We start from the raw sequence: 13464 nt of genomic DNA on the forward strand, positions 1-13464 counted from the left end.
AATCGCCGATAATCAGCGCTAAGTCTAATAAAGCAACGGCTCGGTCATGGGTTCCACCTGCGGACGGTCTGAGATGTCAGCCGAACAGAACACTCGCTACGAAGAGCAGTCGAAAGGCACAATCGAGCAGGCAGCGGCGGCGAAGCATATTCTTGTCGTCGATGACGACCCCGAAATTCGCGAGATGCTCACCAATTACCTGGAGAGCGAGAATTTTAGGGTCAGCGCTGTTGCCGACAGCCGGGCCATGTCGCGCGTCTTCAATGAAAGACCGGTAGACCTGGTGCTCCTCGACATGCGGCTTGCCGATGAGGACGGGTTTGAAATCATGCGGCAACTCGGCAGTCCGCCGGAAGCGCCGCCCATCATCATCATCACCGGCCACAGGCGCGACGAGGTGGATCGCGTCATCGGCCTGGAACTCGGGGCTGACGACTACATCACCAAGCCCTTCAGCCTCAGGGAACTGCTTGCGCGCGTTCGCGCCGTGCTGCGGCGATCGGGGTCAACGCGCCAGCAGTCGCCTGGCAAGAAGCCCAAGCGCTACCGCTTTGCCGGCTGGGAACTCGACATGCGGATGCGGCGCCTAAGCTCGCCCGCCGGCGAAGCGACGCCGCTGACCGCCGGCGAGTTCAACCTGCTGGCAGCCTTCCTGCAATCGCCGCAACAGATCCTCAGCCGCGAGCAGCTTCTCGCTGCCAGCAGGATTCACGACGAAGAGGTGTTTGACCGCAGTATCGATGTGCAGATATTGCGACTGCGCCGCAAGCTCGAGGCCAGCCCGAGCGAGCCGAAACTCATTGTCACCGAGCGGGGCGCTGGTTACGTCTTCGCTGCCCCAGTCGAGGTGCTATGACCTTTCGAGGTGCTGTGACTTTGCCGACGCCCCGTTCTTGGCAGGGTCAAAGTTACTGGCAGGGGTCAAACAGGAACGTTCATCGCCTCAGCGCATGCACGCTATCAACATTGCCGCCGCCTATCGGCAGCGCCATGTCGTCGTCGAGCAAGCGTGTGATTCGGGCGAAGCCGGTAAAAGCCTTCCTTGCTTCCTCTGCCGACATCCGGCCCGCCAGAGCCGCGGAGCAGCAATTCACTGCGCATTGGTAGACTGGCCCACGCCGGCCGGCTGGCCATCTGCGCAAGAACTCCATCGCTTCGGCTACGCTATCAACTTCTTCGGCAGGGCCTTCCTGCCCGCGCGAAATACGCACAGCCGTAAAGAATTGCAGGCGATCCATTGTTTCCTCCCGGTCGATCGTTATGTGCCTGATCGAACCTTTTGAACTTACTGCTGACCATGTGTTTCCGGCAAACAGAACCCGATGATGAAAAAACTCGGGCCAAAAACGAAGTCTGTCACATCACTCGACCGAAATCGAATCACCAAACGTGACAAGCGTGCGACGAACCGTTGCCCGCCGCCGCACTGGACTTCAATTATCCCGAGCCGGAGGGTCGTGTCCCACCGCGTAGTGTAGATCGGCGGTAGCGAAGCCGGATTTGGCTAGCCGCAGCAGACCCCTTTGGGATCTCTTCTCCGTCAAAGCGTCAGTGGATCGAGGCAGGGAACTCCTAAGGGCTGGAAGTGTCTCAGGTTCCCAGTCAGGAGCGTCAAGGAGTTCGCTTTAGCGGTCGCAGCGATGAGAATGTCAGCCAGCCCTGGACTCCCTGCGGCTGTGGCGGCGTCTTCCATGAGGCCTGCCTCCAACGCCACCGCCGCATCGATCGGTAAGATTTCCGCGCCGTAGTCCGTCATGATGCCCTGCAGCCACGCCATTAGCGTCTGAGCCTTCGCCGTGGCTCCCGAGCAGTCGAGCTTGGCGATGCCTCTCCGAAGTTCGTGGAGGGCAAAGGCAGGCACAAACAAGTTGCCCGTCTGCTGCAATAGCCAAGCTGCCGCATTCGGGGGCAGCGGAGGCTTTCCCGGCGCGGTCGCCGACAGCACAGAGGTATCGAAAAGGTATGAGGTCAAAGGTTAACCTCGCGGCTTTGCTGGGTGCGGTCGCGCTCCGGTTCGAAGCCCTCGGGCCAACCGGGGAACGACAGCAGGTATTCCGCAAGGCTGGGCTTCTCGGGGTAAATCTTCCTCGCTTCGTCGATCGGAACGATAGCTGCCACTGGTTTGCCGTGCCTCGTGATCGTGATCGGTTCGCCGGCCTCGGCCGCATCGACGAGTGCCGTCAAAGTGGCCTTGGCTTCGCGAATGTTGATGTGTTTCACTGCTGTTGCCTCCATTGTGGTTGCACGCAACTACACCTAGCGGTCGATTGCAAGTGGACACTTCCCGGAGAACAGGCCCAGCACAGGGTGTTGCGGATCGATCTCGATGGACAGGCCATGCGCCTGGATCTGAAGGAACATGGTCTTCATTGGGCTGCTACAGGTGCCCACAGGAGATTGGATTCAGCAAAGGCAACCACGCTCCCGGAAGGATTCAAGCCAAAGACATTATGAAACTTCGATCACGTCTCGAAGGAAGTCGCGGACAGTTTCGACGCCAAGATTTCCAATTTCCCCTTCTCCCAGGGAGAAAGGAAGCCCTATTCGCCGACCATCTCGGCCAGCTTGCGCACCGTGTTCCAATTGCGCGAGGTGCCGATGCCGAGCCGTTTATGGCTTATCGCCGCCAGAAGCCGCGAACTTGGCGTCTCGCGCGAAAAGAAGATCCAGATGTCGCCGCCGACGGCCTGCATCCGTTCATCCTTGCCGATATAGGACGCCAGCGCCGTAATGGCTTCAGCGGCAACAGGCTTGCGCATCACGCGCACCGCTACCCGATCCGCGGCGGCAGCCGATTCGGCGGGAAACGGATTGCCGGCCGCAAGCTTCAACCAGTCGTCCGCACGGCGCACGATGATGTCGACATGGCGGCCAAAAGTCTTTTGGAACGCCGTCTCCAATCGGCGCTCGAGCGCGGCAATTTCTGTTTCTTTCGTCTCGAAAACCAGATTGCCGGTCGCCACCAGCGTGCGCGGGTTGTTCAGGCCCAGGCCTTCTGTCATGGCCCTGAGATCGGACATGACGACACGCCGCCCCTCGCCCAGGACGATGCTGTAAAGCAGAGCGACGTAGGTTTGCATACCGGCCTGTCTCTTAGACCAAGCGGCTCTGCTCCACTGCCGCCTCGATGAAGCTGGCAAACAGCGGGTGCGGGTCAAGCGGCCGGCTTTTCAGCTCGGGATGATATTGCACGCCGATGAACCAGGGATGGTCGGGATATTCGACCGTTTCCGGCAGCACGCCGTCCGGCGACATGCCGGCAAAAACCAGGCCGCAATCCTCGAGCCGCTCCTTGTAGTCGACATTGACCTCGTAGCGGTGGCGGTGGCGCTCGGAAATCTGCGTATCGCCATAGATTTCGGCGATCTTCGAGCCCTTGGCGAGGTCCGCCTGATAGGCACCGAGCCGCATCGTGCCGCCGAGATCGCCGGTTTCCCTGCGCTTCTCCAGCATGTTGCCTTTCAGCCATTCCGTCATCAGGCCGACGACCGGTTCCTCGGTCGGACCGAACTCGGTCGACGAGGCATGCTTGACGCCGGCCAGCGAACGCGCTGCCTCGATGCAGGCCATCTGCATGCCGAAGCAGATGCCGAAATACGGTACTTTTCGCTCGCGGGCGAACTTCGCCGCAAGGATCTTGCCTTCCGCGCCGCGCTCGCCAAAACCGCCGGGGACCAGAATGCCGTGGACCTTTTCCAGCCACGGCGCCGGGTCTTCCTTCTCGAATATCTCGCTCTCGATCCAGTCGAGCTTGACCTTGACGCGGTTGGCGAGACCGCCATGCGACAGCGCCTCGATCAGCGATTTGTAAGCGTCCTTGAGACCGGTATATTTGCCGACGACGGCGATGGTCACTTCGCCCTCCGGATTGTGGATGCGTTTGGAGACCGCTTGCCAAGGCTCCATCCGCGGCTTCGGCGCCGGATCGATGCCGAAAGCGGCGAGCACTTCCGAATCCAGCCCTTCATTGTGATAGGCCATCGGCACGTCGTAGATGTGCGGCACGTCGAGCGCCTGGATGACCGCGCTCTCGCGCACATTGCAGAACAGCGACAGTTTGCGGCGCTCTTCCCTGGGGATGGGGCGGTCGGCGCGGACCAGCAGAATGTCGGGCGCGATGCCGATGCCGCGCAATTCCTTGACCGAATGCTGGGTCGGCTTGGTCTTCAATTCGCCCGCCGTTGGGATGTAGGGCATCAGCGTCAGGTGCACGTAGACGGCGTTGTTGCGCGGCAGGTCGTTGCCAAGTTGGCGGATCGCCTCCAGAAACGGCATCGCCTCGATGTCGCCGACGGTGCCGCCGATCTCGCACAGGACGAAGTCATAGTCGTCATTGCCGTTGAGAATGAAATTCTTGATCTCGTCGGTGACGTGCGGAATGACCTGCACGGTGGCGCCAAGATAGTCGCCGCGTCGCTCGCGCTCGATGATATTCTTGTAGATGCGGCCCGTGGTGATGTTGTCCTGCTGGTTGGCCGAGCGGCCGGTGAATCGCTCATAATGGCCAAGATCGAGATCCGTCTCGGCGCCGTCATCGGTCACGAAGACTTCGCCATGCTGGTATGGCGACATCGTGCCGGGATCGACATTGAGATAGGGGTCAAGCTTCTTTATGCGCGCGCGATAGCCTCGCGCCTGCAAGAGAGCCCCAAGGGCCGCTGCAGCGATGCCTTTTCCGAGTGAGGAAACCACGCCGCCTGTGATGAATACATATCGCGCCATGGGAGTCATCGCTTAACGCGGCCGAATTGATTCCGCCAGAGAAAAAACCGCCGCGAAGACTTTTTCCCAAAAAGGCGCCCTGGTGATGCTCGAACCCATACAAAAGGGCCGGCGAGGCCGGCCCTTTTGTTTGACCGTCAAGGCGTCAGATGATGACGACCTTGGTGCCCACTTTCACCCTGCGGTAAAGGTCCATGACGTGCTCGTTGATCATGCGGAAACAGCCGTTGGAGGAACTCGTCCCGATCGTCTGCGGCGCAATGGTGCCGTGAATGCGCAGATGGGTGTCCTTCTTGCCGTCGTAGAGATAGATGGCGCGCGCGCCGAGCGGGTTATCGCCGCCGCCGGGCATGCCGTCCTTGTACCGGCCGTAATTCTTCGGCTCACGCTTCTGCATATCGAGCGTCGGGATCCAGCGGGGCCATTCCTGCTTGTCGCCGACGGCGACCGTGCCCTTGAACTGCAGGCCGTCACGACCGACCGCAATCGCATAACGGCGGGCGGTCCAGGAGGATTCGACGAGATAGAGACGGCGCGCACTCGTATCGATGACGATGGTGCCGGGGCTATAGCCGGTGAACTCGACCTCTTGCGGCGCAAACTCTGGCTTTACCTTGAACTGCTTCCTGGCTTCCTTCCTGGCGAGCGCGGCATCGAGGGCGCGGGTTTCGGGGAGCAGCGACATCGATGAGGACGTGCCGCCGAACAGGCCGGCGAACAGCCCGACGCGTTGCGGCTTCTGTCCGACCGGCTCGCTGCGCAATTCCCCGTTGTTGCCGGTCAGCGCGACGTTCATAGCCTCGGCGGGAATTGCCTCGGCCGACTGGATTGCTGCGATGGGTTGCACCGGTTCGATGATCTTGACCGGCCTGGCATCGGCCAGCCTGGCCTGGCCAGCGGACTTATCCTTCCTGGCGAGGCCCTTCTTGGCAAGAAACGCCTGGCGTTCCGCGTCCGACTTGGCTTTGGCCGCCTCGCGCATCGCCAGCTTCCTTGCCTCGATGGCCTTTACTCGAGCGGCCTGCTTGTCAGCCGCGATCTTGGCTTCGATCTTCCGGATCTGGGCAAGATCGGCCGGGCTTGGGTCTTTTTTCTTCTTGAGGAGCCTTAGTTGCGCCGTATCGCTTTTGGCGGCGACGTTGACGACGTCAGTTGTGACTGCGGATTTAGGGGCCGAATTGCCCGCCGGCATGGCCGCGTAAGCGGGCGCACCAAGGCTGAGCACGGCCCAAAGGCCGGCTAAAATGAAGCTGCGAAGCTGCATGGCGAAGATCCGATCGTTCAATGCTTGTTGCCACGGCGTCGCCCGGCGTCCCCCAAGGACCCCGAAAGTGCCGCGCGCAATCTATAATCGATTAATCGGAGACGCCTCAAGCGCCCTGGCGTGCCGCGCCCGGTCGAATCCACGCGATCGTGCGGCATTTGCCGCGACTGTGTTCAAACAACAACAGATCGCGGCGCCGGACGTTAGCTGATTACTGGTTTGGAACCTGCGGCGTTACTGGCTGGGTGGCGCCGTTTGTGGCCGGCGGCGTGGTCGAATCCGTCGCTGGCGGTGCAGCGGGAGCCGGGGCTGCGGCATCATTGCCGGAAGGCGGTGTTGGCGCCGTATTGCCGGACGGCGGTGTCGGCGTCGTGGTGCCAGGCAACTGATTGAGCACGCCGCCCCCGCCGTTCGTCACAGGCACGCGATCAAGAATATCGATCGGCTTCTCGCCGTAACGGGCGACGATCGACAAGGTCAGCGAGGTGGCGAAGAACGCCGCCGCCAGGATCGCCGTCGCCCGCGTCAGCGCGTTGGCGGCGCCGCGCGCGGTCATGAAGCCCGATCCGCCGCCGATGCCGAGGCCGCCGCCTTCGGAGCGCTGCAGCAGCACCACGCCGACAAGAGCGAGCACGACCATGAGGTGGACGACGATCAGTACGGTTTCCATAATTTATCCTGGCAAAGCCTTGCGCGGCCGCGGGTACGACCGGTGATTTGGAGGCGGCTCATACAATGCTTTGACGGCATTTCCAAGCCCGTGGCCGGAATATGGGAAGCAATGCGGCCGTTGCAACGTTTTCCGCTGCAGCACAGTATCCGAAGTGCCAGACAGCCTTTCGATGCTAAAGCATGTCGCGCAAAAAGTGTGCAGCGGTTTTGCGATAACGACATGCGTTAAAAACAACAACCTAAAGCGCGGCGCAATAGGCCGGCCAAACGCGACGCGCTTTAGGAGATATTTCGATAGGCTTCGGCGATGCCGAGAAAATCCGCCGCCTTCAGGCTGGCGCCGCCGACCAGCGCGCCGTCGACATTTTTCACGCCGAGCAGTTCGACCGCGTTCGACGGCTTGACCGAGCCGCCGTAGAGGATGCGCATCTTCGCCGCCGCGCTGCCAAGCCTTTCCGACAGTTTTTCGCGAATATGCGCATGCGCCTCAGCAACGTCGGCGGCGGTCGGCGTCAGTCCCGTGCCGATCGCCCATACCGGCTCGTAGGCGATGACGGTATTCGATGCCGTGGCGTTCGGCGGCACCGAACTGGCGACCTGGCGCGACAGCACGTCGAGCGTAGCGCCCGCCTCGCGCTCGGCTCTCGTCTCGCCGATGCAGATGATGGCAACCAGCCCGGCGCGCCACGCGGCGGACGCCTTGGCCTGGACGATGGCGTCGTCCTCATTGTGATCGGCGCGGCGTTCGGAATGGCCGACGATCACGTGAGTGGCGCCCGCATCTTTCAGCATCTCGGCCGAAATACAGCCGGTATGGGCGCCGCTCTCCTTGGTGTGACAATCCTCGCCCCCGGCCCGGACCGGCGTGCGCGACAAAATCTCCGCGGCATGCGCAAGCAGGGTCGCCGGAACGCAGACCAGCGCTTCGGTCTCCGCATCGAGCCCGCTCATGAAGCCGTTGCCGATCATCCTGAGTTCGTTGAGCGAGGCGCTGGTGCCGTTCATTTTCCAGTTGCCGGCGACCAGCGGGCGGATTCCAGGCGTCATGGGATTTGCTTCTCCGGGCAATATTCGGCTGCGTCCTCACTACCAAACTCAGCCCACAAAGCAATCGACAGTGGGCCGGAAGGACGCTATTGCGCTTGTTTCAGACTCGGCGCATGCGAAAATGCGCTAAAAAATCGGAAGTGACCATGCTTAGTATCTTGAGAAGCGCGGCGGGGACCTGGATCGCGAAAGCGCTGCTGATTTTGTTGGTGTTGAGCTTCGCCGTCTGGGGCATTTCCGGACAGATGGTCGGTGGTTTTGCCGGCCACGATGCCGTTGTCACGGCCGGAGGCACCAAAGTGTCGATCAACGAGTATCGGCTGGCCTATGACCGGCAGATCAGCGTGATGTCGCAGCAATTCGGCCAGCGCATCAGCCGCGAGCAGGCGACGGCGCTCGGCCTCGACAATCAGGTGCTGGCGCAACTCGTGTCCGGGGCAGTCCTCGATGAGCAGGCCCGCAAGCTCGGGCTTGGGCTGTCCAAGGACCGGCTGGCCCAACTCACGCATGAAGACCCGGCCTTCAAGGGTCCCGGCGGCAGCTTCGACAGAAGGACTTTCGAATACATACTGCAACAGGTCGGCATGCGGCCGGAAGACTATCTCAGGAATCGCGCCCAGGTGGCTGTGCGCCAGCAGATCGTCGAGGCGGTTTCGGACGGCCTCAAGGCCCCGAATACGTTCTTGAAGGCGGTCGCGCTTTATCGTGGCGAAGACCGCACCATCGACTACGTGACCTTGCCGAAATCGCTGGTCGAGCCGATCGAAGCGCCATCCGACACGACGCTTTCGGCCTATTTTGAGGAAAACAAGAAGACCTATGCGGCGCCCGAATACCGCAAATTCTCCTATGTCAGGCTCGAGCCGGAAGACATCATGGATGTCAGCGCCGTGACCGACCAACAGGTCAGCGACGACTACAACAAGAACAAGGGGCGCTACACCACGCCGGAAACGCGCACCATCGAACAGCTCGTGTTCAAAACGCCCGATGCCGCGAAGGCCGCGCTCGATTCACTCAAGACCGGCGCGACCTTCGACAAACTCGTCGCCGCCGAGGGCAAGACGCAGGCCGACACGCTGCTCGGCACGCTGTCCAAGGACAAGATCGCCGACAAAGCGGTGGCGGATGCGGCGTTTGCGCTCGACGTCAACGAAGTCAGCCCGGTCGTTCAGGGTGCCTTCGGTCCGGTGCTGCTGCGCGTCACCGAGATCAAGCCCGAAGTGGTGAAGCCGCTGGCCGAAGTGGCCGCCGACATCCGCAAGGACCTGGCGCTGGGCGAGGCAAGCCGCATTCTGCTCGACGTGCATGACAGTTACGAAGATAGCCGCGCTTCGGGCAGCACGCTCAAGCAAGCGGCCGAAAAACTGAAGCTGAAGGTCGTCACCATCGACGCGATCGATCGCACCGGCCTGACGCCGGACGGCACCATCGTCAAGGATCTGCCGGAATCGCCGGAGCTCATCAAGGCGGTGTTCGATGCCGAACCCGGCACCGAGAATCCCGACCTCACCACCGCCAACAACGGCTTCGTGTTCTACGAGGTGGATTCGATCACGCCGGCCCGCGACCGCACGCTGGATGAAGTCCGCCAGAAGGTGGTGGCCGACTGGACGGCGGCGGAAACGACCAAGCGGCTCACCGCAAAAGCGCAGGAACTCGAAAAGCGTCTCGAGGCCGGCACCACGCTCGACGTGATCGCGAGCGAGCTCAAGCTTGAGAAACAGACCAAGCGCGGCGTCAAGCGCGGCGCGGACGACGCCGATTTCGGCAAGGAAGGGGCGGCTGCGATGTTCGGCGAAGGCGAAGGCGGGACCGGATTGATCGCCTCGCCCACCGGCGACGGACAGATCCTGTTCAGGATCGCCGAAGTGTTCGAGCCTGCCGGAGCCGACGCCAGCTCGGTGCCGGACGACGCGCAGAAATCGTTCACCGCCGGCATGTCCGACGACTTGCTCGACCAGCTGGTGGCGCAGCTGCAGACGCAATATGACGTTCGCATCGACCAGACCGCCGTTGCCCAGGCCCTGACCAGATGAGCGCGCTCAAGACCCATATCGCCAAGGTCGCCGCCGGCAGCTCCCTTTCCTTCGAGGAAGCGCGCGATGCCTTCGACATCATCATGTCGGGCGACGCCACGCCCGGCCAGATCGGCGGCTTCCTGATGGCGCTGCGCGTGCGCGGCGAGACCGTGAGCGAGATTTCCGGCGCAGTCGCCACCATGCGCGCCAAGATGCTGCGCGTCGAAGCGCCGGCTGGCGCCATCGACATCGTCGGCACCGGCGGCGACAATTCGCACAGCGTCAACATCTCGACCGCATCCGCCTTCGTCATCGCCGCCTGCGGCGTGCCGGTAGCCAAGCACGGCAATCGCGGACTATCCTCGCAGACCGGCGCCGCCGACGTGCTGACCGCGCTCGGCGTCAAGCTCGACATCCCGCCGGAAACGATCGGCCGCTGCATCCTCGACGCAGGCGTCGGCTTCATGTTCGCGCCGGCGCATCATCCGGCGATGAAGCATGTCGGCCCGATCCGTGCCGAGCTCGGCACCCGCACCATCTTCAACCTGCTTGGCCCGCTCTCCAATCCGGCTGGTGTCGTCAGGCAGATGGTTGGCGTCTTCTTGCCGGAATGGATCATGCCCGTGGCCGAGACGTTGAAGGCGCTGGGCGCCGACCACGTCTGGGTCGCCCATGGCGACGGCTATGACGAGATCACCACCACCGGCGAAACCCAAGTCGCCGAACTGGTCGGCGGCGAGATCCGCAGCTTTACGCTGACCCCGGAAGCGGTCGGGCTGAAGCGGCATACAAAGGACGAATTGCGCGGCGGCGATGCCGCCTACAACGCCCAGGCGCTGCGCGACATGCTGGGCGGCGCTGCCGGTGCCTTTCGCGATACGGTGCTGATGAACGCCGGCGCCGGACTGGTGGTGGCGGGAAAGGCGACGACGCTTGCCGATGGCATGGCGACGGCGGCGCAAGCCATCGACAGCGGCCGGGCGCTGAAAGTGCTTGACCGGCTGGTCGAGATTTCGAACGGATAGCGCCGTGTCTGATATCCTGCGCAAGATCGAAGCCTACAAGCGCGACGAGATCGCGGCGTCGAAGGCGCGGGTGCCGCTTGCCGAAATCAAGGCACGGGCAAAGGCTACCGACGCGCCACGCGGCTTTCTCTCGGCCCTTGAAGCCAAACGCAAATCCGGCAGTTTCGCGCTGATCGCCGAGATCAAGAAGGCGAGCCCGTCCAAGGGCCTGATCCGCGCCGATTTCGATCCGCCGGCGCTGGCCAGGGCCTATGCCAAAGGTGGGGCTGCCTGCCTGTCGGTGCTGACCGATGCGCCGTCTTTCCAGGGGGCGCCTGAATTCCTCACCGATGCACGCAGCGCCGTGACATTGCCCGCTTTGCGCAAGGATTTTCTGTTCGAGCCCTATCAGGTGTTCGAGGCCCGTGCGTGGGGCGCGGACGCCATCCTGATCATCATGGCGAGCGTCGATGACGCCGTGGCCAGGGAACTCGAAACGACGGCTTTCGAGCTCGGCATGGACGCACTGGTCGAGGTGCATGACGAGGCCGAGACGGAACGCGCGCTGAAACTGTCGTCGCGGCTGATCGGCATCAACAACCGCAATCTCCGGACGTTCGAAACCAGCATCGAGACATCGGAGCGGCTCGCGGCGATGGTGCCGGCCGACCGGCTGCTGGTCAGCGAGAGCGGTATTTTCTCGCACGTAGACTGCCGCAGGCTGGAACGGAGCGACATTGGCACTTTCCTCGTCGGCGAGAGCCTGATGCGGCAACAGGACGTGGCCACTGCGACGCACCTGCTTTTGACGGGCAAGGCGCCCGCCAATGCATCTGCCCGAAAATCGGAATCGATTTTCGGAGAGCATGATGCATAGATACAAAGCGTTAGAGCGTAGTTTGTGCGTCCAAACGGACGCACGTCGCTCCAAGGTGACCTGACGATGTCGGCCGCCCTCACCCATCTTGGCGCGGAAGGCGAAGCCAATATGGTCGATGTCGGCGACAAGGCGGAGACGACCCGTACGGCAATCGCCGAAGGTCTTGTCTCGATGCGGCCCGAAACGCTGAAAATGATTCTCGACGGCGATGCCAAGAAAGGCGACGTGCTGGGCACGGCGCGCATCGCCGGCATCATGGCGTCCAAGAGGACGCATGAGCTAATCCCGCTCTGCCATCCGCTGCTGTTGACCAAGATATCGGTAGACATCGAACCGGACGCGAAGCTGCCCGGCCTGAAGGTCACGGCGCTGGCCCGCGTCACCGGCAAGACCGGCGTCGAGATGGAAGCGCTGACCGCCGTCTCGGTCGCCTGCCTGACCATCTATGATATGGCCAAGGCGGTCGATCGCGCCATGGCGATCTCCGGCATCAGGCTGGTGGAAAAGACCGGCGGCAAATCCGGCGACTACACGGCGGATGCCCAGGGGGCAGGCCAATAATGGCGCTGCTTGCGGTCGCCGAGGCGCTCGAGCGCCTGCTTGAGGATGCTGCGCCCTTGCAGGCTGAAAGCGTCGCCCTGATGGTCGCCGCCGACCGCGTGCTGGCGGGGCCACTCATGGCGCTCCGCACCCAGCCGCCATTCAACGCCTCAGCCATGGACGGCTATGCCGTGCGGGCCGACGATGTCGCGTCCGTGCCCGCGAGACTTTCGGTGATCGGCATGGCGCCGGCCGGACGCGGCTTTGCCGGAGCAGTCGGCCCGGCGCAGGCCGTGCGCATCTTCACCGGCGCGCCGATTCCCGCAGGCGCCGACACAATCGTCATCCAGGAGAATGTCCGCGACCTCGGCGGCGGCATGGTCGAAGTGACCGCGCCGACGGTTGAAGGCCGCAACATCCGCCGCCTCGGGCTCGATTTCTCGCAGGGCGACATGCTGCTGGAGAAAGGCCGCCTGCTTGATCCGGCGGCATTGTCGCTGGCGGCGTCGGCCAACCATCCGCAGGTCAGCGTGGTGAAACGGCCGCTGGTCGCCATCATCGCCACCGGCGACGAATTGCTGCCGCCGGGCAGCGACCTTGGCCCCGACCAGATCATCTCCTCCAATGCCTATGGCGTCGCCGCCGCGGTCCGCTCGGTCGGCGCCAGCGCACTCGATCTCGGCATCGCCCCCGACCGCAAGGAGGCGATCGCCGCGCTGGTCAAAAAAGCGGTCGACGCAGGCGCCGATGTCATCGTCACGCTGGGCGGTGCCTCGGTCGGCGACCACGACCTCGTCCATGACGTGCTGACCGGCGAAGGCATGGCGCTCGATTTCTGGAAAATCGCCATGCGGCCCGGCAAGCCACTGATGTTCGGGCGGCTGGGCGACATCCGCTGCCTAGGCCTGCCCGGCAATCCGGTGGCCAGCCTGGTCTGCACGCAGCTCTTTCTGAAGCCGCTGCTGGCGCGGCTCGGCGGCCGCGCCTTCCGTCAGGACATGCGCCAGGCGCGGCTCGGCGCCGCCATGCCGGCCAACGATCTCAGGCAGGACTATGTACGCGCGGTGGTGAAGGAAGAAGCTGGCACGCTTGAGGCAACGCCGTTCAGTATCCAGGATTCCTCGATGCTCAGAATGCTGGCCGACGCCAACGGACTGATCGTGCGCGAACCATTCGCTGCCGCAGGCGCGGCCGGCACCGCCTGCAGGGTGCTGATGCTACGCTGAACAAAACGTCAACGCATTCATTAAACTTTAAATGGTTGCGGAACACAACTGGAACAGATAGTGTTTGTTCTGGGTTTGTTTTTCTGAT

14 protein-coding genes are annotated in these 13464 nt (G+C 62.8%); 6 read left to right on the forward strand and 8 right to left on the reverse strand.

Annotation, left to right across the window (positions count from 1 at the left end):
- Positions 1–73: 73 nt before the first annotated feature.
- Positions 74–856: a response regulator gene (locus tag AC0L16_RS06395; protein WP_473619667.1), complete on the forward strand. Its 783-nt coding sequence runs from the start codon at positions 74–76 to the stop codon at positions 854–856.
- 79 nt (positions 857–935) lie between these two features.
- On the opposite strand, the gene AC0L16_RS06400 is transcribed toward AC0L16_RS06395, so the two are convergent.
- The 8 genes from AC0L16_RS06400 to tpiA form a co-directional block, all read right to left on the reverse strand.
- Positions 936–1238 carry a DUF982 domain-containing protein gene (locus AC0L16_RS06400; RefSeq protein ID WP_473619668.1) on the reverse strand — a complete coding sequence of 101 codons (303 nt, stop codon included), beginning with the start codon at positions 1236–1238 and terminating at the stop codon, positions 936–938.
- 302 nt (positions 1239–1540) lie between these two features.
- Positions 1541–1972, reverse strand: a complete 432-nt coding sequence (locus tag AC0L16_RS06405) for a PIN domain-containing protein (protein ID WP_473619669.1) — start codon at positions 1970–1972, stop codon at positions 1541–1543.
- Positions 1969–2220 carry a type II toxin-antitoxin system Phd/YefM family antitoxin gene (locus tag AC0L16_RS06410; protein ID WP_473585124.1) on the reverse strand — a complete coding sequence of 84 codons (252 nt, stop codon included), beginning with the start codon at positions 2218–2220 and terminating at the stop codon, positions 1969–1971. The genes AC0L16_RS06405 and AC0L16_RS06410 overlap by 4 nt, the downstream gene beginning before the upstream one ends.
- A 320-nt stretch (positions 2221–2540) precedes the next feature.
- A complete protein-coding gene (locus AC0L16_RS06415) occupies positions 2541–3080 on the reverse strand; it encodes a DUF1697 domain-containing protein (RefSeq protein ID WP_473619671.1) in 540 nt (179 codons plus the stop codon).
- A gap of 13 nt (positions 3081–3093) precedes the next feature.
- Positions 3094–4731 carry a CTP synthase gene (locus AC0L16_RS06420; RefSeq protein ID WP_128244908.1) on the reverse strand — a complete coding sequence of 546 codons (1638 nt, stop codon included), beginning with the start codon at positions 4729–4731 and terminating at the stop codon, positions 3094–3096.
- 136 nt (positions 4732–4867) lie between these two features.
- Entirely contained in the window at positions 4868–5986 is a 1119-nt protein-coding gene (locus AC0L16_RS06425) for a L,D-transpeptidase (RefSeq protein ID WP_473619755.1), read from the reverse strand.
- A gap of 211 nt (positions 5987–6197) precedes the next feature.
- The gene (gene secG, locus AC0L16_RS06430) at positions 6198–6656 is read right to left on the reverse strand and encodes a preprotein translocase subunit SecG (RefSeq protein ID WP_473619672.1); all 459 of its coding nucleotides are present in this window, start codon (positions 6654–6656) and stop codon (positions 6198–6200) included.
- Positions 6657–6937: 281 nt separating this feature from the next.
- Entirely contained in the window at positions 6938–7705 is a 768-nt protein-coding gene (tpiA, locus tag AC0L16_RS06435) for a triose-phosphate isomerase (protein ID WP_473619673.1), read from the reverse strand.
- 146 nt (positions 7706–7851) lie between these two features.
- Between tpiA and AC0L16_RS06440 the strand changes: the two genes are divergently transcribed.
- The 5 genes from AC0L16_RS06440 (at position 7852) to AC0L16_RS06460 (ending at position 13376) form a co-directional block, all read left to right on the forward strand.
- A complete protein-coding gene (locus AC0L16_RS06440; protein ID WP_473619674.1) occupies positions 7852–9744 on the forward strand; it encodes a SurA N-terminal domain-containing protein in 1893 nt (630 codons plus the stop codon).
- On the forward strand, positions 9741–10751 hold the full coding sequence (gene trpD, locus AC0L16_RS06445) for an anthranilate phosphoribosyltransferase (RefSeq protein ID WP_473619675.1): 1011 nt from the start codon (positions 9741–9743) through the stop codon (positions 10749–10751). Before AC0L16_RS06440 ends, trpD begins: the two co-directional genes overlap by 4 nt.
- A gap of 4 nt (positions 10752–10755) precedes the next feature.
- The gene (gene trpC / locus AC0L16_RS06450; RefSeq protein ID WP_473619677.1) at positions 10756–11607 is read left to right on the forward strand and encodes an indole-3-glycerol phosphate synthase TrpC; all 852 of its coding nucleotides are present in this window, start codon (positions 10756–10758) and stop codon (positions 11605–11607) included.
- A 66-nt stretch (positions 11608–11673) separates the two neighbouring features.
- Positions 11674–12171 (forward strand): cyclic pyranopterin monophosphate synthase MoaC, encoded by a 498-nt coding sequence (gene moaC / locus AC0L16_RS06455; protein WP_473619678.1) that lies wholly within the window; start codon positions 11674–11676, stop codon positions 12169–12171.
- Positions 12171–13376, forward strand: coding sequence for a molybdopterin molybdotransferase MoeA (locus tag AC0L16_RS06460; RefSeq protein ID WP_473619679.1), 1206 nt, complete (start codon positions 12171–12173; stop codon positions 13374–13376). The genes moaC and AC0L16_RS06460 overlap by 1 nt, the downstream gene beginning before the upstream one ends.
- The last annotated feature ends 88 nt before the right edge of the window (positions 13377–13464 follow it).

This window comes from Mesorhizobium sp. WSM4848 (assembly GCF_055811375.1).

Bases quoted from the DNA above. Each gene is read 5' to 3' on its own strand.
- moaC (WP_473619678.1), top strand. From the start codon at position 11,674: ATGTCGGCCGCCCTCACCCATCTTGGCGCGGAAGGCGAAGCCAATATG.
- AC0L16_RS06460 (WP_473619679.1), top strand. From the start codon at position 12,171: ATGGCGCTGCTTGCGGTCGCCGAGGCGCTCGAGCGCCTGCTTGAGGAT.
- AC0L16_RS06415 (WP_473619671.1), bottom strand. From the start codon at position 3,080: ATGCAAACCTACGTCGCTCTGCTTTACAGCATCGTCCTGGGCGAGGGG.
- AC0L16_RS06420 (WP_128244908.1), bottom strand. From the start codon at position 4,731: ATGACTCCCATGGCGCGATATGTATTCATCACAGGCGGCGTGGTTTCC.
- AC0L16_RS06440 (WP_473619674.1), top strand. From the start codon at position 7,852: ATGCTTAGTATCTTGAGAAGCGCGGCGGGGACCTGGATCGCGAAAGCG.
- AC0L16_RS06395 (WP_473619667.1), top strand. From the start codon at position 74: ATGTCAGCCGAACAGAACACTCGCTACGAAGAGCAGTCGAAAGGCACA.
- secG (WP_473619672.1), bottom strand. From the start codon at position 6,656: ATGGAAACCGTACTGATCGTCGTCCACCTCATGGTCGTGCTCGCTCTT.
- tpiA (WP_473619673.1), bottom strand. From the start codon at position 7,705: ATGACGCCTGGAATCCGCCCGCTGGTCGCCGGCAACTGGAAAATGAAC.
- AC0L16_RS06425 (WP_473619755.1), bottom strand. From the start codon at position 5,986: ATGCAGCTTCGCAGCTTCATTTTAGCCGGCCTTTGGGCCGTGCTCAGC.
- trpD (WP_473619675.1), top strand. From the start codon at position 9,741: ATGAGCGCGCTCAAGACCCATATCGCCAAGGTCGCCGCCGGCAGCTCC.
- AC0L16_RS06400 (WP_473619668.1), bottom strand. From the start codon at position 1,238: ATGGATCGCCTGCAATTCTTTACGGCTGTGCGTATTTCGCGCGGGCAG.